The organism is Salinarchaeum laminariae, from assembly GCF_023204835.1.
GTDB lineage: Archaea > Halobacteriota > Halobacteria > Halobacteriales > Salinarchaeaceae > Salinarchaeum > Salinarchaeum laminariae.
In genome coordinates this window covers 2181755-2199590 of sequence record NZ_CP096270.1, presented here as the reverse complement: position 1 = coordinate 2199590, position 17836 = coordinate 2181755, and the positions used below count along the sequence as shown (strand labels likewise).

Sequence of the window (17836 nt, the reverse complement as noted above, 5' to 3'; positions counted from 1 at the left end):
GGAGTCTTCAGCACCCGCGCCGGAGTGGGCGCCCTCAGCACCGTCCTCGGTAGCCCAGGGCACGATACCGTCTTCGTGTGCCGCGCGGGCGATCGCGTGGGCTGCCGTCGGGTTCGTGACGAACATGAAAAACAGCAGGAGGACGGCCTTGACTGCGGTCGCGTCGGTACCGATCGCCAGAGCGACGCCGGCGAGAGCGAATCCTGCCCCGAGCGTGTCCGCCTGTGAGGCGGTGTGCGCTCGCGTGTAAATGTCGGGGAGACGGAGGACCCCGACCGTCGATACGAGCGTGAAGAACAGCCCGATGAGCACGCACGCGACGATGGCGATGGCCCGGAACTCGTTCATTAGATCACACCTCCGCGATCGACGGTGAACTTCGAGATGGCAACGGCCATCAGGAAGTTCAACAGCGCGTAGATCAGTGCGACGTCGAGGAGCGACTCCTCTCCCAGACCGACGGAGAGGAGTGCGAGGACGACCACCGTGTTCGTCCCGAGGACGTTCACCGCGAGCACCCGATCCTGCATCGTCGGACCCTTCACGACGCGGTAGAGCAGTGCGATCGCGAGGACGACGAACAGCGCAGCCCCGACGAGAAAGGCGTCCGCGACGAACGCGTCGAGATCGCCGCCGAGCAACAGCGGCAAACTCACGAGCCGTCACCTCCATTTGAGCCACTGGCGTCGTTGCCCTGACTTGGCACGATCTCGGCGACGTCACGGTCGCTGAGGCTGTCGATCCGCATCGCTCGACGGCCGTAGAACACGAACCGGACGCCCCGCTCCAGCGATCCGTCGAAGAGGTCCTCGCGAGCGGACGGCAACAACGTGTGGATCAGTAGCTCCCGGCCCTGTACGCGTACCGTCAGCGTCCCGGGCGTGAGCGTGATCGAGTTCGCGAGAGAGGTGATCGGCAGCGCACCGTATACCGCCGGCTCGATCCTGACCATCGTCGGGTCGATCTCCTTGCGCGGGTCAAGGATGACCGCGGCGACGACCAGATTGGCGACCACGATCTCCCAGAGGAGATACGGAACGTAGACGAGGAACCGAACCAGCCGCATCGGCGTCTGCGTCGGCGTCGGATCCCGGCTGAGCGAGATTCGCGACAGCGTTCCCGCGACGACGATCGCCGTAATCGAGCCGGTCACCAGATCGAACGGTGACACGGCTCCTGCCAACACCTGATAGAACAGGAAGGACAGGCCCGTGAGTGCCCCGATCCGGCGGGCACTCGATCGTCCGACGAGGGGCGCACGGCGGACCCGTTGCTGGACCGGTGCCTCCTCGATGGACAGCGTGGCGTCCCTGGACAGTTCGTAAGCGAGTGGGCGCAACAGCGGCGCTCCGATGCCCGGATCGTACTCGGGATCGAGAACGATTCGTCCAGCGCCTCTCGCACGTGCGGCGTCGATGAGCGTGGCCGCGACGTCGGCGGGGCTGAACAGATACTGATCCTTGCCGACGGTGTCGGTTCGGATCTCGATCCGATCCTCGCCGCCCGCGTCCTCCTCGGCCCAGACCCTGACGCGATCGAGGAGCTCCTCGGCGTCGTCGAGTTCGGGCGTCTCGTCGGCGGGATCGAACTCGTCGGGCGCGTGAACGTAGACGAAGTGAACGACTGGACGGCTATCGTGGTGAGCAGAGTCGACATCGGCCGTCCCATCGGCCTCGTCCGATCCAGCAGAGACCGCTTCCGACCGGCCGTCTGGCGCACCGGACGCGTCGGCCGATCGATCCTCCGAAGCACCATCCGTGGGTGCATCGGCGGTCCCGGTCTCGTGGCTGTCGAGTGCGGAATCGACGACGTACTCGATCGTCTCCCGGAGCGTCGACGACGGCCCAACCGGGACCAGCACGGACCGACCCGCTGCTGGCGCGTTCCCCCGATCGTCGTCGCCTGCGTTCTGGCGCATCCTCTGGGAGCCCTCCGTTGCTCGCCCTTCATGTGATCCGCCGAAAACGGTTTCGTTCTCCCACGCCCGTCGCCGGATTCGGACGGCGCCAACTCGATGAGCATCCACCAAGATACCGTCCGGCTCGACGCTCGCTTCAAAAAACGCCTCATAAACCGATCGGGATCAACGGATCGACGCGACCTGCACTCCGGATCGCCCTACGCGACGAGCCCGACGACCCAATCGGAAACCATCTCGCCGATCGCCGCCTTCGAGCCCGATGCGCTTTCGACCGGCGAGCCGGTCTCGTCTTCGGCGGAGTCGACGAACAGCGCGCGCGTCGAATCGGAACCCATCACGCTCGCGTCGTTGGCGACGACGAGGTCGAGATCGGCCCGTTCCATGATCGCACGCGCTGCCGCGACCATCGCGTCGTCGTTCCCGCTCGTCTCGGTCTTGAAGCCGACGATCGGGAGGTCCGACCGGGCTTCCCGGGCACCGTCGATGAGCTTCGGGGTCGGTTCGAGATCGAGCGAACGGGACTCGCCCGATCGAAGCTTGTCGGCGTGGTCCGGCGTCGTGTAATCACCGACCGCCGCTGCAGCGACGAGTGCGTCGGCGTCTACGATCGCGTCCTGCAGTGCCTCGAGCATGGCTCCAGAGTCCTCGACCTCGACCAGATCTGCGTAGGGCACGCCGGGATCGTCCGCTTTGGGGTCGGCACCCGACGCCGAGAACGGTCGCGGGCCGACCGGACCGTGGATGACAGTGACGTCGGCACCGCGAACGTAGCAGGACCGAGCGACAGCCCGACCCATCTTACCGGAGGAACGGTTCGTGAGCACCCGGACGGGATCGATCGTCTCGGCAGTCGCCCCTGCAGTAACGACGACCGACTCGCCAGCGAGATCGGCGGCGCCGGCCGCGGTGTGTGCGGCGCGAGCGGTCGCCAGCGCGATCGCGTCGTCGGTAGCGATCTTCGCTTTCCCCTCCTCCATTCGAGGATCGACGAACTCGACGCCCCAGGATTCGAGCGTTCCGATCGCCTGCGGAACGCCGGGATGGTCGTACATCGGCTCGTGCATGGCCGGTGCGACGACGACCGGCACGTCAGCGCCGATCGCGGTCGTCGCACAGGTCGTCACGGTCGAGTCGTCGATCGTCGCGGCCATCTTCCCGATCGTGTTGGCCGTAGCCGGTGCGATCAACAGGACGTCGGCCCAGCCATCGCGTCCGCAGAGTTCGACGTGCTCGACGGCGCCAGTCAGTTCGGTGACCGGCGGTCGACCCGTCGCGTACTCCAGCGCGTTCGGGTGGACGATTCCGGATGCGGCGTCTGTACACACCGCACGAACCTCGGCACCGCGCCGACGCAGCTCGTGTGCGAGTTCGACGGTTCGCACTGCTGCGATGCTACCGGTGACGCCGAGCGCGACCGAGACTCCCTCTAGCATCTTCCCGGGAGTTGACACCCCCCGGGGTTATCGCTTTCGCCAAGATTCCGCGTTCGTACGTGCCGTTCACGTCGACGCTACAGCGGTGCGAACCGATCGATCACCCAGCAACTCTCCTCGGAACTGGTCGAGTACCGACTGAGTTCGAACCGGTACCGGTAGTCGGTCCCATCGTCGGTCGCCGTCGCAGTCACGACGGCCGAACCACCGTCGACCACCGGTTCGTCGAGTGCGACGGTCCTGGCGTCGTAGAAGGGAAGCCGATCGTTGCTCTGCATGCGCTGGAACCAGACGCCCCGCGGTGAGCTCACGATCTGGCGTGGGTCCCAGAATCGGCCCATTACGACGAGCCCGCGGGTGAGACTCGATCCGCGAACGACGTCGATCGATAGCTGTACCACCTCACCAGGGCCGCGCTCGCAGTTCGGCTCAGACTGGTAGATCGGCGCGCTCGCTGTCGTGTAACTGCCCGCACTGGACGGTTCGGTCGCGTCGACCATGCCGGAAGAGGACGACCCACCGAATGGGATTCCGGTCGCGACGACGAACAGCAGGACGCCTGCCAGGACCAGTGCCACTCCTGCGCTCGCAGCCGCCGCTCCCCGTATCCGTGATGCCCTGAGCGGCGGGAACGGACGGCAGCCGAGCGGCCCGTCGGTGGCGTCGTCCAGTCGAATCCCCGGCTGCGACGCGAGCAGCCGTTCGCGCGTCTGGTCGTCCAGCGCGTAGAAGAGTCGGTCCCGAATCCCGGCGGGGTCGACGATCTCCGCCTCTGGCGTCCCCCGTGGAAGCTCCGAGTCGCCAGCGACGGTGTAGGGAGCGACGACCACGTCGATCGGTACGGTCGTCGACGGTGCCCGTCGCAGACTCGGTGCGATCCGCCGAGGAGGCAAAACGAGTAGCCGCCTGGACCCACCCTGTCGGGAGAGCTCGAGGACGTGGCCACTTCGATCGACCGTCCAACCTGATTCCCGCCAGAGCGCCGCAACGAACTCGACGAACCCGTCGGCATCGAGCGCGAGCAGCTGGCGCTCGAGCGAGCGCGTCGAGAGCGTCCCCATGCGGGATCAGTACGTGGCGTGCTCACAAGTCGGTGTCGGCGGCGGAACCGACCGACTGAACGAACGGCGAGAGTCGGAGCTGCGGAGATGCGATACGTGTCGGCAGCGATTCGAAACGCGTCTGGTCGCACCGACGAGCTACCCATCTCGAGTAGCAGCGTTTTTACTGCCGAGTGGCTGATCGGTGTACAGATGACGTTCGTGACGACATTGGAACTCGAGAGCGGCGATCGACGGGCACTGGAGTCCGTCGTCGCGGACATCAAGGATACCGTCGAACGCAAGGGGGCGGAGTTCAAGGGACCACACACCCCGCCACCGGAAGATCTCTCGGTGCCACTCTTTGGTTCACTCGAGCGAGGCGATCAGTTCGAGTCGTGGTCGTACACGGTGTACACCCGCACCGTCGAGATCGTTGGCCACGACGAACTCGCGAGCGCAATCGCGACCCGGGAGTTCCCCGATCAGATCCACGTCGAGGCCGACGTCCGCTCGATTCAGTAGTCCGCCCGGCCGGTCTTCCTGGTTCGCAGTCTCTCGACTTCCCTGTCTCGACGATCGGTGCACAGTCGATTCACAGTGCCACTCGGAGTTTCCGGAATCGCCCACACTTACGGTCCAGCCGGCCTAACTGATCTACTGCAATGGTAAAAACCGCCCAGACCGTCTCCACCGAGGGGTTCAGCTCCGAGAACCATATCCGCGACTTCGAACTCACGATCGACGCGACCGGGGAATCCGCGCCGGACACACTCGAAGTTCTCATCGCCGATTACGCGTCCTGCTACGTGCCTGCGCTGCGCGTCGCCGCCGAACAGCGCGATGCCGGTGAGCTCGGTGAAGTATCGATTGACGTCACTGGCGAGCTCAACGACGACGACAAACTCGACGGAATCACGTTCGACGTCGACACGGACGCCGACCTCGACGCCGACACTGCCGACGCGATCGTCGAGCGAGCGAACGAACTCTGCAAAGTACACGACGCGCTGAAGTCCTCGCTCTACGCCGACGTCGACCTGTAAACAGCCGATCGGGATTCATCGACCCGCTGTCACGGCGTTTTGCAGTCAGTACTCTCCGACAGTCCAACTCGATAGGACTGCCAGTGATCATTTAGGGTAGGCGCGAGAACGTGCATAGAACACAGTGGTGCTGGAACACGTCTCGGCGATCGAGATCGTCTTCGCCGCCAGTATCCTCGCCATCGGCGCAGCCACCACAGTGATCGCCCGATACGCGTGGCAGCGCCGGCAGACCGCGGGAGCCACCTCTCTTGCAGTGCTACTGGTGGGCGTCGCGGTGTGGAACGTCTCACACGGCCTGCAGATCCTCTTCACGAATCGCGCGATCCTGTGGGCCACGCAGACGACGACGTATCTCGGAGTCGCTGCCTGCGTCACAGGCTTTCTGACGCTCGTCCTCGAGTTCACCGGCCGGAGCCACCTCCTGACACGCCGGACGATCGCCCTCCTGGCCGTCGAGCCAGTGCTGGTCGTAACAGTGTCTGCGACGAACCCGTGGCACGATCTCATGTGGGAATCAGCGGCAGAATCCAGCGATTTCGCTGGCCAGATGGGCCCAGCGTTCGTGGGGCATACGATCTACTCGTTCGGGCTGCTTCTGATCGGGATCGGACTCCTCATCCAGCAAACCGTCAACACCAGAGCCATATACCGTCGCCAGGCGGGGTTGATTCTACTGGGCGTCACCGCTCCATTCACCGCCCAAATTCTCTGGCTCGCCAGCATGACGCCAACGGACCTCACACCGATCGCGTTCGCGATCACCGGCGTCGCGGTGGCATGGGCAATCACGCGGAACCGCCTGATCGATCTCGCACCGATCGCGCGCGATCAGGTCGTCGATACACTGCCGGATCCGGTGATCGTCCTCGACGATCAGGACAGGATTACGGATTTAAACGACGCTGGAAGCAGCCTTTTGGGGAATCCGGAGGGCGGACTGATCGGGACCGATTTCGGCGTCGCGTTCGACAACGACGAGGTCGTCGACCTCGTCAGGGACGCAATCCAGACGAAACGGATCGTCAGGCTACCCGTCGGCGACACCATCCGTATCTACGAAATCCGCGTGACGCCGATCCAGGACCGCCGCGGCACGACGCACGGACGGGTACTCGTCTTCCACGACGTCACCGATCGAGAACAGAGCCGCCAGGAGCTCGAACACCAGAACGAGCAGCTCGAGCGATTCGCTAGCGTGGTCTCGCACGATCTCCGGAACCCACTGAGCGTGGCCGAAGGCTATCTTCCGATGGCTCGAGAGACGGGCGAGGACGAGCATTTCGAGGCGATCGAAGAGTCCCTAGAGCGCATGAATACGATCATCGAGGACGTGTTGACTCTCGCACGAGAGGGTTCGCGCATCGAGGACCGGGAACCGGTGTCGCTACAGGAGGTGACGACCACCGCCTGGGAGCAGGTCGACACGCGCGACGCGACGCTCCGGTGTGATACCGACGTGACGATCGGTGCGGACGCGAACCGCCTCCAGCGACTCCTCGAGAATCTCTTTCGAAATTCCATCGAGCACGGTTCGAAGACTCCTGGGTCACAGCCAGGGCAGAGTGCCGGGGCGGGCAGCGCTGAGAATACCACTGCCGACCTTGCAGCGAACCACCTCACCGTGACGGTCGAGCCGATTAAACCGGCAGACGACGACCAGGTCCCCGAACCTGACGACTGGGGATTCTTCGTCGAAGACGATGGGGTCGGGATTCCTGCGGACCGTCACGAGGAGATTTTCGAGCCCGGACACTCCTCCTCGAGTAACGGCACCGGGCTTGGCCTCTCGATCGTGCAGGGCATCGCCGAAGCCCACGGCTGGTCCGTGCGTGCGACCGATGCGGCAAACGGCGGCGCACGGTTCGAGATCACCGGTGCGCCGCCGATCGGCCACGCAGCAGGCGTCGGCGAATCGGCGGAGGCCGGTGCGCAACGCTGAAACGACTGCCAGCCCCAGTTTCGTGTATGAGTGCGTGGACTGACCAGTTCGTCGGAGATCGCATGGCGGTCGATCGGGAGTTCACCCAGCGCGTCGCTGCCTCGGAGTTCTCCAGTCAGGAGTGGGGGACGATCATGACTGCCGTCGAGTTCGACATCGAGGAGCCGGAATCGCCAGAGCGAGCACGAGTCGTCGCCGACACCGAGAAGATCGCTCAGGTCCTCCCCGCGATCGATCAGATGCGAGATGGGATGGGCATGGGCGGAGCACCGGGCTCCGGCGGCGGGAGCGCCGGGGCGGACGACGACTCCTCGCGCGGCGGGAGCGGTCTGTTCGGGTCGATCAAATCGTCCCTCGGCATGGGCGACGGCGACGATGGCGAACACCGAGCGGAAGCGGCTGCTGCTCTCGCCGACGAGTACGCAGCGCAGTTCCAGGAGCATCTCGAGCAGCAAGGGAAGTGGGAGCAGGCCTGCGAGGTTGCAGCGTCTGTCGGCGATGCCGAGCGCGGCGAGACCGTCGGCGATCAGGTCGATTCTGCGGCGACCGACACTGCCGGCGATTCCGACGACGCGAGCGACGAGTAACCGTCAGCGCAAGCCGTCCCCACCAGGACCTGCGAACACCTCCTGTCGCTCTGGCCGATCCAGAGTGCAGTCAACGTCGGACGCGCCGAAAGACGCCATTTCTCGTTCCTCAGGTCCGCTATATCCGCCATACAAACCATCATCGCCCGACCCAGTCGTTTGCCAGTGTACAGTCGAGCGACGGCAGCAACGAACCAGCTCACCAATCGTACTACTCAATTTCGAAATCTGATACACAACCCATTTAACGAATAGAGTTGTATCGATATACACATGCGCCCCGGAACGGCATCCCAGCTCACCCGCGACGGCCGGACGATCGTCCTCGCGCACGACCACGGGCTCGAGCACGGGCCCGAAGGGTTCACGGAGGTCCCCGAGCGCCTCGACCCAGAACAGATCTTCGACCTCGCCACCCACGACGCGGTTGGCTGTCTCGCGGTACAGAAAGGGCTCGCGGAGACGTATCTGCCCTCGTACCCGGAGGTCGACGTCCTGTTGAAATGCAACGGCACCAGCAACCTCTGGAGCGGCGAGCCGTACTCGCCACAGACTTGCTCGGTCGACTACGCGGCCGATATCGGCGCTGCAGCGATCGGCTACACCGTCTATCCCGGGAGCAACCGGGAGTGCGAGATGGTCGAAGAGTTCTCAGCCGTACAGGAGGCTGCTCGCGAGCACGATCTTCCCGTCGCCCTCTGGTCGTACGCGCGTGGGCAGCCCATCAAGCGGACGCGTACCCCCGAGACCGTGGCGTACGCGGCCCGGATCGGTCTCGAACTCGGTGCTGACTTTACCAAGGTCAAGTACCCCGGCAGCGCGGACGCGCTCGGTCACGCCGTCGACGCTGCAGCTGACGCGAACGTGCTGATGAGCGGTGGTTCGAAGACCGACGACGTCGGGTTCCTGGAGACGGTCGAGGGTGCCATCGACGCCGGCGTCGCTGGGCTCGCGGTTGGCCGGAACGTCTGGCAGCGAGAGCGCCCCGAGCGGATGCTCGACGCACTGGAGCAGGTCGTCTACGAGGACGCGCCGGCCGAGGTCGCTGCCGAGTCGCTCCGTCCGGTAGCTGCGTCGGGCGACGACTGAGCGGACGTTCGCTCATCGAAACGGCGAAACTGGGAACCGAGCGGGCCAGCAAAACATTCCGCTGGTCGTCGATTTTTTTTTTTTCGAGACCACCGAGTGCTCCGGACGTCCGACTGCTCCGATCTCTTAGAGCCGGTCGATTACGGCAGTCGTCACGTCCTCCGTGCCAGCGTCACCGCCGAGATCCGGCGTCCGCGGCCCCTCGGCGAGCACGTCTTCGACCGCAGTCCGCAGGCGATCTGCTTCCTCGCCGTACTCGAGGTGGTCGAGCAACATTGCGGCGGAGAGAATCATCGCCGCGGGGTTCGCGATTCCCTGGCCCGCGATGTCCGGTGCGGAGCCGTGGACCGGCTCGAACAGCGCGTTTGCCTCGCCGACGTTGGCGGAGGGCAGGAGACCGAGACCACCGACGATCCCGGCGGAGAGGTCCGAAAGCATGTCGCCAGCGAGGTTCGGACAGATAACGACGCCGTACTCCTCGGGGCGCTGGACGAGATGCATCGCGAGCGCGTCCATGAGTGCGGTGTCGTACTCCATCCCGAACGAATCGCCGACCTCCTCTGCGACGTCGAGGAAGAGGCCGTCAGTCTGTCGCATCACGTTGGCCTTGTGGGCGATCGTCACGTCGTCGAAGTCGTTCTTTCGGGCGTACTCGAATCCGAACTCCGCGATGTCGCGGGAGGCCTCCTCCGTGACGACTCGGGTCAGCGTCCGAACGCCGTCGGTAATCTCGCTCTCGATGCCGGTGTAGACCCCCTCCGTATTCTCGCGGATGAAGACGATGTCCGTCTCGGGCTGGATCGCGTCGAGACCGGGGTAAGACCGGGCGGGGCGCACGTTCGCGAATGATCCGACGATCGAACGGAGCGGGAGAATGACGTCCGCTGCCGTCTCGCCCGCCGCGCCGAACAACGTCGCGTCGGCGTCGGCAGCGAGGGCTCGCGTCTCCTCGGGGAGAGCCTCTCCAGTTCGCTCGGCGACGGCGTCGCCCGCCTCGCCCTCGACGAACTCGAAGTCGACCTGCAGCGCGTCCAGCACCTCGACGGCGGCGGGCGTGACCTCCTGCCCGATACCGTCGCCGGGGATCACGGCGATCTCGTGAGTCATGGCTATCTGGAGGGAAAGCGAGGGGGAAAGTGGTTCGGTTCAGAGCGAGCGTCGGCGATCTCCCGCGCCGGCGTCGTGATCGATGTGCCGCGCGATCAGTCGGTCTCGTCCTGGTTCATCCACGCACGAATTCGATCGAGCCGCTGTTCGTTCAGCCGCACGCCCACGGCAGCGTTCGAGCAGTCTTCCGAGCTGTCGAAGGCAGAGTTGATGCTGAGGAGCGTCGCTCGACCGTCGATCTCGGTCCAGATCGGGGAGCCGCTGTCGCCGTTGGAAAGCGGGCCACAGTAGTAGTGGTAGCCGTCGTCCGTGCCGATCGCCGAGGGCTGGGGCGCAGGATTCGATCCGATCTGGCGCCATCCCGTCACGTTATGGACGTAGCCGGCCTGGAAGAGCGACCGGGTGTGGACGTCTCCGAGTGCCGAATCGGGAATCGCCATCGTGCCGGCGTCCGTCCCGACTGGCCGATCCAGGACGAGCAGCGCGAGGTCGTCTACTGGCGGGTCGCCATTCCACTCAGGGTGGACGTGAATCTCTGTGACGTTCGCGCGACCGAAGGGTGCGACCGCCGGCTCACCCGGTGCGTCACGGAAGCCAGGCGTGAACGTCATCGTGTCGGGATCGTATGGCTCGCCCTGCTGATTCGTAACGACGTGGGCAGCAGTGAGGACGTGGTACTCGGAGACGAGCACGCCGGTCGCGCTCCGGACCGTTCCGATGGTAGCGTAGGGATACTGCGTCGTGTTCGGCACGTCGTGACGACCGGGAACGGTCTCGGGCGAGAGTGGCTCGTCGGGCCAGTCCGGCGGTCCGAGCGTCGCTGGGGCGTCTGCCGCGCTTGCTGCCGCTCCAGATCCCTCCATGCCAGCACCGGCATCGAATGGGCCAGTGCTATCGATATCCAAGGTGCTGGCGCCGAGCACTGAAACGGCCAGTATCGACACGACTACCGCGACCGCGAGGATCCGCCGGCGCCGGTAGGACCCCATTTCTGGGCGTAATCACTGGTTACCGGGTTTACGTCCATCGACGGGTTGGTCAGCATTCCATGCCCGACTCCTCCCACATCAGTGCCAGTTACGTACGCCATCGGCGACGGCAGCGGAACTGGAGATTGGGGGAGTGTGTGTGGAAAGGGAGAAGAGAGGGAGAGTCTGGACTATGGGATCGGAATCGACGAACGATGTTCGAGAACGAGTGCGACGTGCGTTCGGAACGGATCAGAAGAGGCGCGGCGTGATCTTACAGGTAGGGCAGCGAGTCGGCCGTCGCCTGGATTGACTGTTCGTTGGCCTTCATCAGCGCCGTGGTGTCCCAGTTGCCCTCGACGAGCGCCTCCCGCTGCGCGCGGTCGACGCTGACGCTAATCTCGTTGCCCCCGTAGGTCACGGTCTCTGCGGCGACGTCGACGTCGATGTCGCCGTCGGGGTTGTCCTCGACCCACTGCTGCAGGTCGTTGATCGACTCGTGATCGGCGGTGACCGTGGGCATGCCCAGCGCGAGACAGTTGCCCGCGAAGATCTCCGCGAACCCTTCGCCGACGAACGCGTCGATGCCCCATCGCATGAGCGCCTGCGGGGCGTGCTCGCGAGAGGAGCCACAGCCGAAGTTGTCGTTGACGACCATGACCGAGGCGTCCTGGAACCGCTCCTCGTTCATCGGATGCTCCTTGGGCTCGTCGTCGTCATCGAAGCGCAGGTCGAAGAAGGAGAACTGTCCGAGTCCATCGAAGGTGACGACCTTCATGAACCGCGCCGGAATGATCTGGTCGGTGTCGATGTCGTTCCCGCGGATCGGGACGCCGGAGCCGGAGACGTACTCGACGGCGGGAATGTCCTCCGTCGCGTCGCCGCTGGAATCCTCGGAGCTCATGCGAGGCTCACCTCGTTCATTTCTCGCACGTCAGAGACTTCGCCGTTGATCGCCGCCGCGGCGACCATTCGGGGGTTCATCAGAACGGTTCGACCGTCCTTGGAGCCCTGTCGGCCGACGAAGTTCCGGTTCGAGGAAGAGGCGCAGGCCTCGTCGCCCTCGAGCTGGTCCTCGTTCATCCCGAGACACATCGAACAGCCCGCGTTCCGCCACTCGAAGCCGGCTTCCTCGAAGACGTCCTTGAGCCCTTCCTGTCTGGCAGCCTCCTGCACGCGCTGGCTGCCGGGGACGACGAACGCGCGAACGTCGTCGGCGACCTGGCGACCCTTCACGATCCGTGCCGCACGGCGCAGGTCGGGCAGGCGAGCGTTCGTACAGGAACCGAGGAAGGCGACGTCGACGTCGTAGCCGTTCATCGTCTCGCCGGGCTCGACGCGCATGTGTTTCTGGGCGCGTCGGGCCGTGTCCTGTTTGGCCTCGGGCAGGTCTTCTGGTGCAGGGATCGGGTCGTCGATGCCGATGCCCTGCCCGGGCGTGGTGCCCCAGGTGACGACGGGGTCCAGTTCGCCGGCGTCGATCTCGACGACGTCGTCGTACTCGGCGTCCGCCTCGGATCGGATCGACTCCCAGTAGGGCTTCAGCTGGTCGAACTCCTCGGAATGGTCCTGAAAGTAGTCCGTCTCCTGCATCCACTCGTAAGTGGTCTCGTCTGGCTGCACGTAGCCTGCGCGAGCGCCACCCTCGATCGACATGTTGCAGATCGACATCCGACCTTCCATGCCGAGGTTCTCGATCGTCTCGCCGGCGTACTCGTAGACGTAGCCGACGCCGCCCTCGGTACCGAGCCGACGGATGATCTCGAGGATGATGTCCTTGGCTTCGACGCCCTCCTCGAGTTCGCCCGTGATCTCGATCCGGCGGACCTTCTGTTTCTCCATCGCGATGGTCTGGGTCGCGAGCACGTCTCGGATCTGGGAGGTTCCGATACCGAAGGCGAGCGCACCGAACGCCCCGTGGGTGGAGGTGTGCGAGTCGCCACAGACGATCGTCTTGCCGGGCTGGGTGATTCCCTGCTCCGGGCCGATGACGTGAACGATCCCCTGATTGCCGGACGTCGGGTCGGAAAACTCGATACCGGCGTCGCGAACGTTCTCCTCGAGCTCGGCCATCATGCGCTCGGCTGCGTCCTCCTCGTAGGGCCGAGACTGGTCGGCCGTCGGGACGATGTGGTCGACCGTCGCGTGAGTCAGGTCCGGCCGCGCAACCTCGAGGCCACGCTCCTGGAGCATGCCGAAGGCCTGCGGGCTCGTGACCTCGTGGATGAGGTGGAGCCCGACGAATAGCTGGTCCTGGCCGTTCGGCAGCGTGGTAACTTTGTGCTGGTCCCAGACCTTGTCGTAGAGGGTGCCCTCACTCATCCGTGACTTCCTCAGCTACGTCGGTCGATTCCCTCCCTTCGGCGTCGCCGTGCTCTGCGCCCCGCTCGAACGTCGCATTCGCGCCGGTGTCGCTGGGTGCCTCGTGGTCGACGTCCGCCATCGGCATCTCGTCCGCTGCGTCCTCGGACGCGGGGGTCGGCTCGCCACCGTCGGCAGCGACGCTCGGTCCGCGGCCGAAGATGGAACCGAAGGTCGTGTTCCGGTCGGGGTGGGTATGATCGATGCCGCCCATCGTGGGACGGCCTGTGCTGTCCGCGTCGTCTGCGCCGTGGTCGGTCGGTGTGTCGGGTGTCATCGGTCTTGTTCGGTGTTTGAAATCTGTGGGCTCGGAACTCTAGTCGTCCGCGGGCGCCTCTGCAGCTGCCTGGTCGTTCTCGTCGGCCCAGGCGAACAGGGCTCGGAGGCGCTCGCCGACGTCTTCGATGTCGTGGTTCATCTCGGCGTCGCGCAGCTGCGTGTAGCTCGGGCGGCCGGCCTGGTTCTCCGCGATCCACTCGCGGGCGAACGTGCCGTCCTGGACGGCCTCGAGCGTCTCCTCCATGTTCTCGCGGACGTGGTCGTCGACGATCTCGTCGCCGCGGACGAGACCGCCGTACTCGGCGGTGTCGGAGACGGAGTTCCACATCTCCGCGTGGCCACCTTCGTACATCAGATCGACGATGAGCTTCAGCTCGTTCAGACACTCGAAGTAGGCGATCTCCGGGGAGTAGCCGTTGTCGACGAGCGTCTCGTATCCGTGCTTGACCAGTGACGTGACGCCGCCACAGAGGACGGCCTGCTCGCCGAAGAGGTCGGACTCGACCTCCTCCTGGAAGCTCGTCTCGATGACGCCCGCGCGGGCACAGCCGATGCCCTGGGCGTACGCGAGACCGGTGTCGTGGGCGTCGCCGGTCGCGTCCTGGTAGACTGCGAGCAGTGCGGGCGTCCCCTGGTCACGCTCGTAGTTCCGGCGGACGAGGTGGCCCGGACTCTTCGGGGCGACCATCGTCACGTCGACGTCCTCCGGCGGCTCGATCTGGTTGTAGTGGATGTTGAACCCGTGGGCGAACTGGAGCGTGTCGCCAGCGTCGAGGTTCGGCTCCACGGCGTTCTCGTAGACGTCGGGCTGGACCGTGTCGGGGACCAGCACGGAGACGACGTCGGCCTGCGCGGCTGCCTCGGCGGGTGTCGTCACCGTGAGGCCAGCGGACTCTGCGTCCTCGCGGGAGCTGGAGTCCTCGCGAAGGCCGACGACCACGTCGACGCCGGATTCGTGGAGGTTGAGTGCGTGCGCGTGCCCCTGGCTCCCGAAGCCGAGTACGGCCACTGTCTCGTCGTCGATGTGCGCGCTGTTCGCGTCGTCGTCGTAGTATACCGTCGTGGTGAATTCGTCTGCCATTGTGGGATCTGTAATCGTGTTTGGTGTTGTCGGTGAATCGGTCGTCTAAGCTATCAGTCGTCGTTCATCGGCGCGTTCGGCGGGTGGCCAGACTCGGCCGTTTCGGTGGCTCCGCGTGCCAGCGCTGCCGTCCCGGTCCGAGTGATCTCGCGAACGCCAAAGCGCTCGAACGCTTCGACGGCGTTCTCGATCTGGGGTCGCTGGCCGGTAATCTCGACAGTGATGGTCTCCGCGCCCGCGTCGACGGCCTGGCCGCCGTACATCTCGGCCAGCGCCTGCACCTTGTCGGGATGCTCGCTGCTCACCTTGATGAGTGCGAGTTCGCGGAGCGTCGCGTCCCGTTCGAGCTCGCGGACCGCTGCGACGGGGACCAGTTTTGCGAGCTGTTTCTTCGCCTGCTCGACCCCCGGGCGGGTTTCCTCGATGACCAGTGTGATTCGCGCACGGTCGGGGTTCTCCGTCAGGCCGACGGTCAGGCTCTCGATGTTGAACTGTCGCCGGCTGAACAGCGAGGAGACCTGCGCCAGAACGCCGGGCTCGTGAAGCACCAGCGCGGAGAGGGTGACGCGCTCGGGATCGAGCTCGGCCTCTGCCTCGGGGTCGATGCGGATTCCCTGGGCGTTGCGCTTGCCCTGTGGCTCGGGGCGCTCCTCGGGGAGTGGTCCGTCGAGGGCTTTCGAATCGTCCGGCGTCGTGGATGTGTCGTTGCTCATCGTTGGATCACCTCAGAGTTGCCCCTCCGACAGCGCGAACTTCCCGTTGTCGCCACCGCTGGGGACCATCGGGTAGACGTTCGCCTGTGGGTCGATTCGGAAGTCGATCACGCTCGGACCGTCGTAGTCGACCGCTTCCTCGACGGCGTCGGCGACTTCGTCGTAGTCGTCGACCGCCCAGCCGCGGGCGCCGAATGCCTCCGCCAGCTTGTCGAACTCGGGACACCAGCCGTACTCCGAGGCCGCGTGGCGGCCCTCGAAGAAGGCGTCCTGCCACTGGCGAACCATGCCGACGTACTCGTTGTTGAGCACGGCGACGGTGACGTCCAGCTCCTCGCGGACGGCGACGGAGAGCTCCTGTAACGTCATCAGGAAGGAGCCGTCGCCCTCGAAACAGACGACGTCCTGATCGTCGTCGGCCGCCAGTCGGGCGCCGACCGCCGCTGGCATGCCGTAGCCCATGGTTCCCAGTCCGTGACTGGAGACCCAGGTCCGGGGCTCGGTGAACTCCCAGTACTGGCAGGCCCACATCTGGTGTTGCCCGACGCCCGTCGTGACGATCGCGTCGTCGCCGGTCGCCTCGTCGAGGGCCTCGACGACGAACTCCGGCTGCAGCGGGCGATCCTCCGGGACCGGGTAGTCCATCGGGTACTCCTCCTTCCACTCGACGCACTGGTCGCGCCACTCGTCGGCGTCCGGCGCGCGGTCGATCTGGTCGTGGAGCTGCTCGATCACCGTTCCCGCGTCGCCGATCAGTGGGTAGTCCGCGTGGATATTCTTGGAGATCTCGGCTGGGTCGATGTCGACGTGGACGACCTCCGCGTCGGGCGCGAAGGTCTCGATGCCGCCAGTCAGGCGGTCGTCGAACCGTGTCCCGATGCCGATGAGCAGATCGGTGTGGGTGATCGCCATGTTGGCAAAGCCGGTGCCGTGCATGCCCGCCATCGACATCGAGAGTTCGTGGTCCTCGGGGAAGGCGCCCAGCGCAGGCATCGTCGTGACGACCGGGAGCTCGTACTCTGTCGCGAACTCGTAGAGCTCCTGACTCGCGTCGCCCTTGATAATCCCACCGCCCGCGAGGATCGCAGGCTGATCTGCTTCCTCGATCGCACGCGCAGCAGAGACGACGTTCGTCCGATCCGCGGACTTCTGGACCGTGTAGGTCTCGGGCATCTGCGGCGCGCCGGGTTCGCGGTCGGTCTCGCCGTTCGTGACGTCCTTCGGCAGGTCGACCAGCGTCGGCCCGGGACGACCGGAGTCTGCGAGTGCGAGCGCCTCGCCGACGTCGTCGCCGACGGTGTCCGGATCGGTTGCGAAGCTGTTGTGCTTCGTGATCGGATCGGTGACGCCCGTCGTGTCGGTCTCCTGGAACGCGTCGTTGCCGACCATCTCCGTCGAGACCTGGCCGGTCAGGGCGATCATCGGGTCCGAGTCCATGTCGGCGTCGGCGATCCCCGTCACGAGGTTCGTCGCACCGGGCCCGGAGGTCGCCAGACAGACGCCTGGATCGCCCGAGACGATGCCGAATGCGTCCGCAGCGTGGGACGCGCCCTGCTCGTGGGCCATCGTGACGTGGGTGAGCTGCTCGGAGTCGTAGAGGGCGTCGTAAACGGGCATGATCGCCCCGCCCTGCACGCCGAAGAGATACTCGATGTCCGCGTTCTCGAGCGCGCGGACGACCGACTGCGCACCGGTGCCGACCGGTCGCTCGGCTGCTCGCTGGTCGGATTCGTCGGTCGGCGGTTCGTCCACGCCGGGATCGGATCCCTCGTCACCAGCGCCGCGTTCTGCGGCGGAGCCGGGCGCGGTCGCACCGGCCTGGCCGGCTGCCGTTTCACCACCGTCGGGGACGGGCTCGCCGTTAGTGGCGTCCGCCTCGTCCCGTTCGTGGTCGCTCATCGATACTCACCTCCCGGTGTGGTCGGAGTCGTGATAACGGATGGTTGCGCGGGCGGGCGGGACGCTCTCGCTGTGGTCGGCGGGCGATACGGACGACGTGGTCGGGTGTGGCATGGACGTGCGTGTGGGCTCATGGATGAACGACGCTGCTGGTCGGAAACTGGACGACAGACGAAGGAAAGGGTGGTATCAGGGGCTAGGGAGCCCCTACAATAATCGCGACGACGTCGCTGCTCTCCGGGGTTGCGGACCGGGAGCGAGCGCGTCGGGTCATGTCGTGCAGTTGGATGTGATCTCGGGGTATTTGTTCCTTTCGGAGCGCCCGCGGCGGCTGCTCGCCGCGAGACCGAGCCCCGAGCGGACGATCCAG

General features: G+C 65.5%; 17 protein-coding genes and 1 pseudogene. 5 read left to right on the top strand and 13 right to left on the bottom strand.

What is annotated here, in order from left to right; genetic code table 11:
• Positions 1-42: 42 nt before the first annotated feature.
• The 5 genes and pseudogenes from mnhG to MXF70_RS10260 form a co-directional block, all read right to left on the bottom strand.
• Positions 43-348: pseudogene (mnhG, locus tag MXF70_RS10280) on the bottom strand (monovalent cation/H(+) antiporter subunit G); the annotation flags it as partial.
• Positions 348-650, bottom strand: a complete 303-nt coding sequence (locus MXF70_RS10275) for a cation:proton antiporter (RefSeq protein WP_248518387.1) — start codon at positions 648-650, stop codon at positions 348-350. The pseudogene mnhG and the gene MXF70_RS10275, both read right to left, overlap by 1 nt.
• A 2-nt stretch (positions 651-652) precedes the next feature.
• Positions 653-1918: a monovalent cation/H+ antiporter subunit E gene (locus MXF70_RS10270; protein ID WP_248515545.1), complete on the bottom strand. Its 1266-nt coding sequence runs from the start codon at positions 1916-1918 to the stop codon at positions 653-655.
• Positions 1919-2118: 200 nt separating this feature from the next.
• Positions 2119-3354, bottom strand: coding sequence for a bifunctional phosphopantothenoylcysteine decarboxylase/phosphopantothenate--cysteine ligase CoaBC (gene coaBC, locus MXF70_RS10265; RefSeq protein ID WP_248515544.1), 1236 nt, complete (start codon positions 3352-3354; stop codon positions 2119-2121).
• 77 nt (positions 3355-3431) lie between these two features.
• On the bottom strand, positions 3432-4415 hold the full coding sequence (locus tag MXF70_RS10260; protein ID WP_248515543.1) for a hypothetical protein: 984 nt from the start codon (positions 4413-4415) through the stop codon (positions 3432-3434).
• Between the two features lie 192 nt (positions 4416-4607).
• Here MXF70_RS10260 and MXF70_RS10255 point away from each other — a divergent pair, with 192 nt between their 5' ends.
• The 5 genes from MXF70_RS10255 (at position 4608) to MXF70_RS10235 (ending at position 9058) form a co-directional block, all read left to right on the top strand.
• Positions 4608-4919: an uS10/mL48 family ribosomal protein gene (locus MXF70_RS10255; RefSeq protein WP_248515542.1), complete on the top strand. Its 312-nt coding sequence runs from the start codon at positions 4608-4610 to the stop codon at positions 4917-4919.
• A 140-nt stretch (positions 4920-5059) separates the two neighbouring features.
• Entirely contained in the window at positions 5060-5440 is a 381-nt protein-coding gene (locus MXF70_RS10250) for an OsmC family protein (protein WP_248515541.1), read from the top strand.
• Positions 5441-5564: 124 nt separating this feature from the next.
• A complete protein-coding gene (locus tag MXF70_RS10245; RefSeq protein WP_248515540.1) occupies positions 5565-7382 on the top strand; it encodes a histidine kinase N-terminal 7TM domain-containing protein in 1818 nt (605 codons plus the stop codon).
• A 26-nt stretch (positions 7383-7408) separates the two neighbouring features.
• Complete coding sequence (locus MXF70_RS10240; protein ID WP_248515539.1) at positions 7409-7969, top strand: DUF5799 family protein; 561 nt, start codon at positions 7409-7411, stop codon at positions 7967-7969.
• A gap of 273 nt (positions 7970-8242) precedes the next feature.
• Positions 8243-9058, top strand: coding sequence for a class I fructose-bisphosphate aldolase (locus MXF70_RS10235; protein ID WP_248515538.1), 816 nt, complete (start codon positions 8243-8245; stop codon positions 9056-9058).
• Between the two features lie 126 nt (positions 9059-9184).
• On the opposite strand, the gene MXF70_RS10230 is transcribed toward MXF70_RS10235, so the two are convergent.
• From MXF70_RS10230 to ilvB, 8 genes are all read right to left on the bottom strand, one after another.
• Positions 9185-10165, bottom strand: a complete 981-nt coding sequence (locus tag MXF70_RS10230) for an isocitrate/isopropylmalate dehydrogenase family protein (protein WP_248515537.1) — start codon at positions 10163-10165, stop codon at positions 9185-9187.
• Positions 10166-10260: 95 nt separating this feature from the next.
• On the bottom strand, positions 10261-11028 hold the full coding sequence (locus MXF70_RS10225) for a trypsin-like serine peptidase (RefSeq protein WP_248515536.1): 768 nt from the start codon (positions 11026-11028) through the stop codon (positions 10261-10263).
• A 379-nt stretch (positions 11029-11407) separates the two neighbouring features.
• Positions 11408-12037 carry a 3-isopropylmalate dehydratase small subunit gene (leuD, locus tag MXF70_RS10220; protein ID WP_248515535.1) on the bottom strand — a complete coding sequence of 210 codons (630 nt, stop codon included), beginning with the start codon at positions 12035-12037 and terminating at the stop codon, positions 11408-11410.
• Positions 12034-13455, bottom strand: a complete 1422-nt coding sequence (gene leuC, locus MXF70_RS10215) for a 3-isopropylmalate dehydratase large subunit (protein WP_248515534.1) — start codon at positions 13453-13455, stop codon at positions 12034-12036. Before leuC ends, leuD begins: the two co-directional genes overlap by 4 nt.
• Positions 13448-13771 (bottom strand): DUF7989 family protein, encoded by a 324-nt coding sequence (locus tag MXF70_RS10210; RefSeq protein WP_248515533.1) that lies wholly within the window; start codon positions 13769-13771, stop codon positions 13448-13450. The genes leuC and MXF70_RS10210 overlap by 8 nt, the downstream gene beginning before the upstream one ends.
• Before the next feature lie 39 nt (positions 13772-13810).
• A complete protein-coding gene (gene ilvC / locus MXF70_RS10205; RefSeq protein ID WP_248515532.1) occupies positions 13811-14854 on the bottom strand; it encodes a ketol-acid reductoisomerase in 1044 nt (347 codons plus the stop codon).
• Positions 14855-14907: 53 nt separating this feature from the next.
• On the bottom strand, positions 14908-15567 hold the full coding sequence (gene ilvN / locus MXF70_RS10200) for an acetolactate synthase small subunit (RefSeq protein WP_248515531.1): 660 nt from the start codon (positions 15565-15567) through the stop codon (positions 14908-14910).
• A 12-nt stretch (positions 15568-15579) separates the two neighbouring features.
• A complete protein-coding gene (ilvB, locus tag MXF70_RS10195) occupies positions 15580-17466 on the bottom strand; it encodes a biosynthetic-type acetolactate synthase large subunit (RefSeq protein WP_248515530.1) in 1887 nt (628 codons plus the stop codon).
• Positions 17467-17836 lie beyond the last annotated feature (370 nt).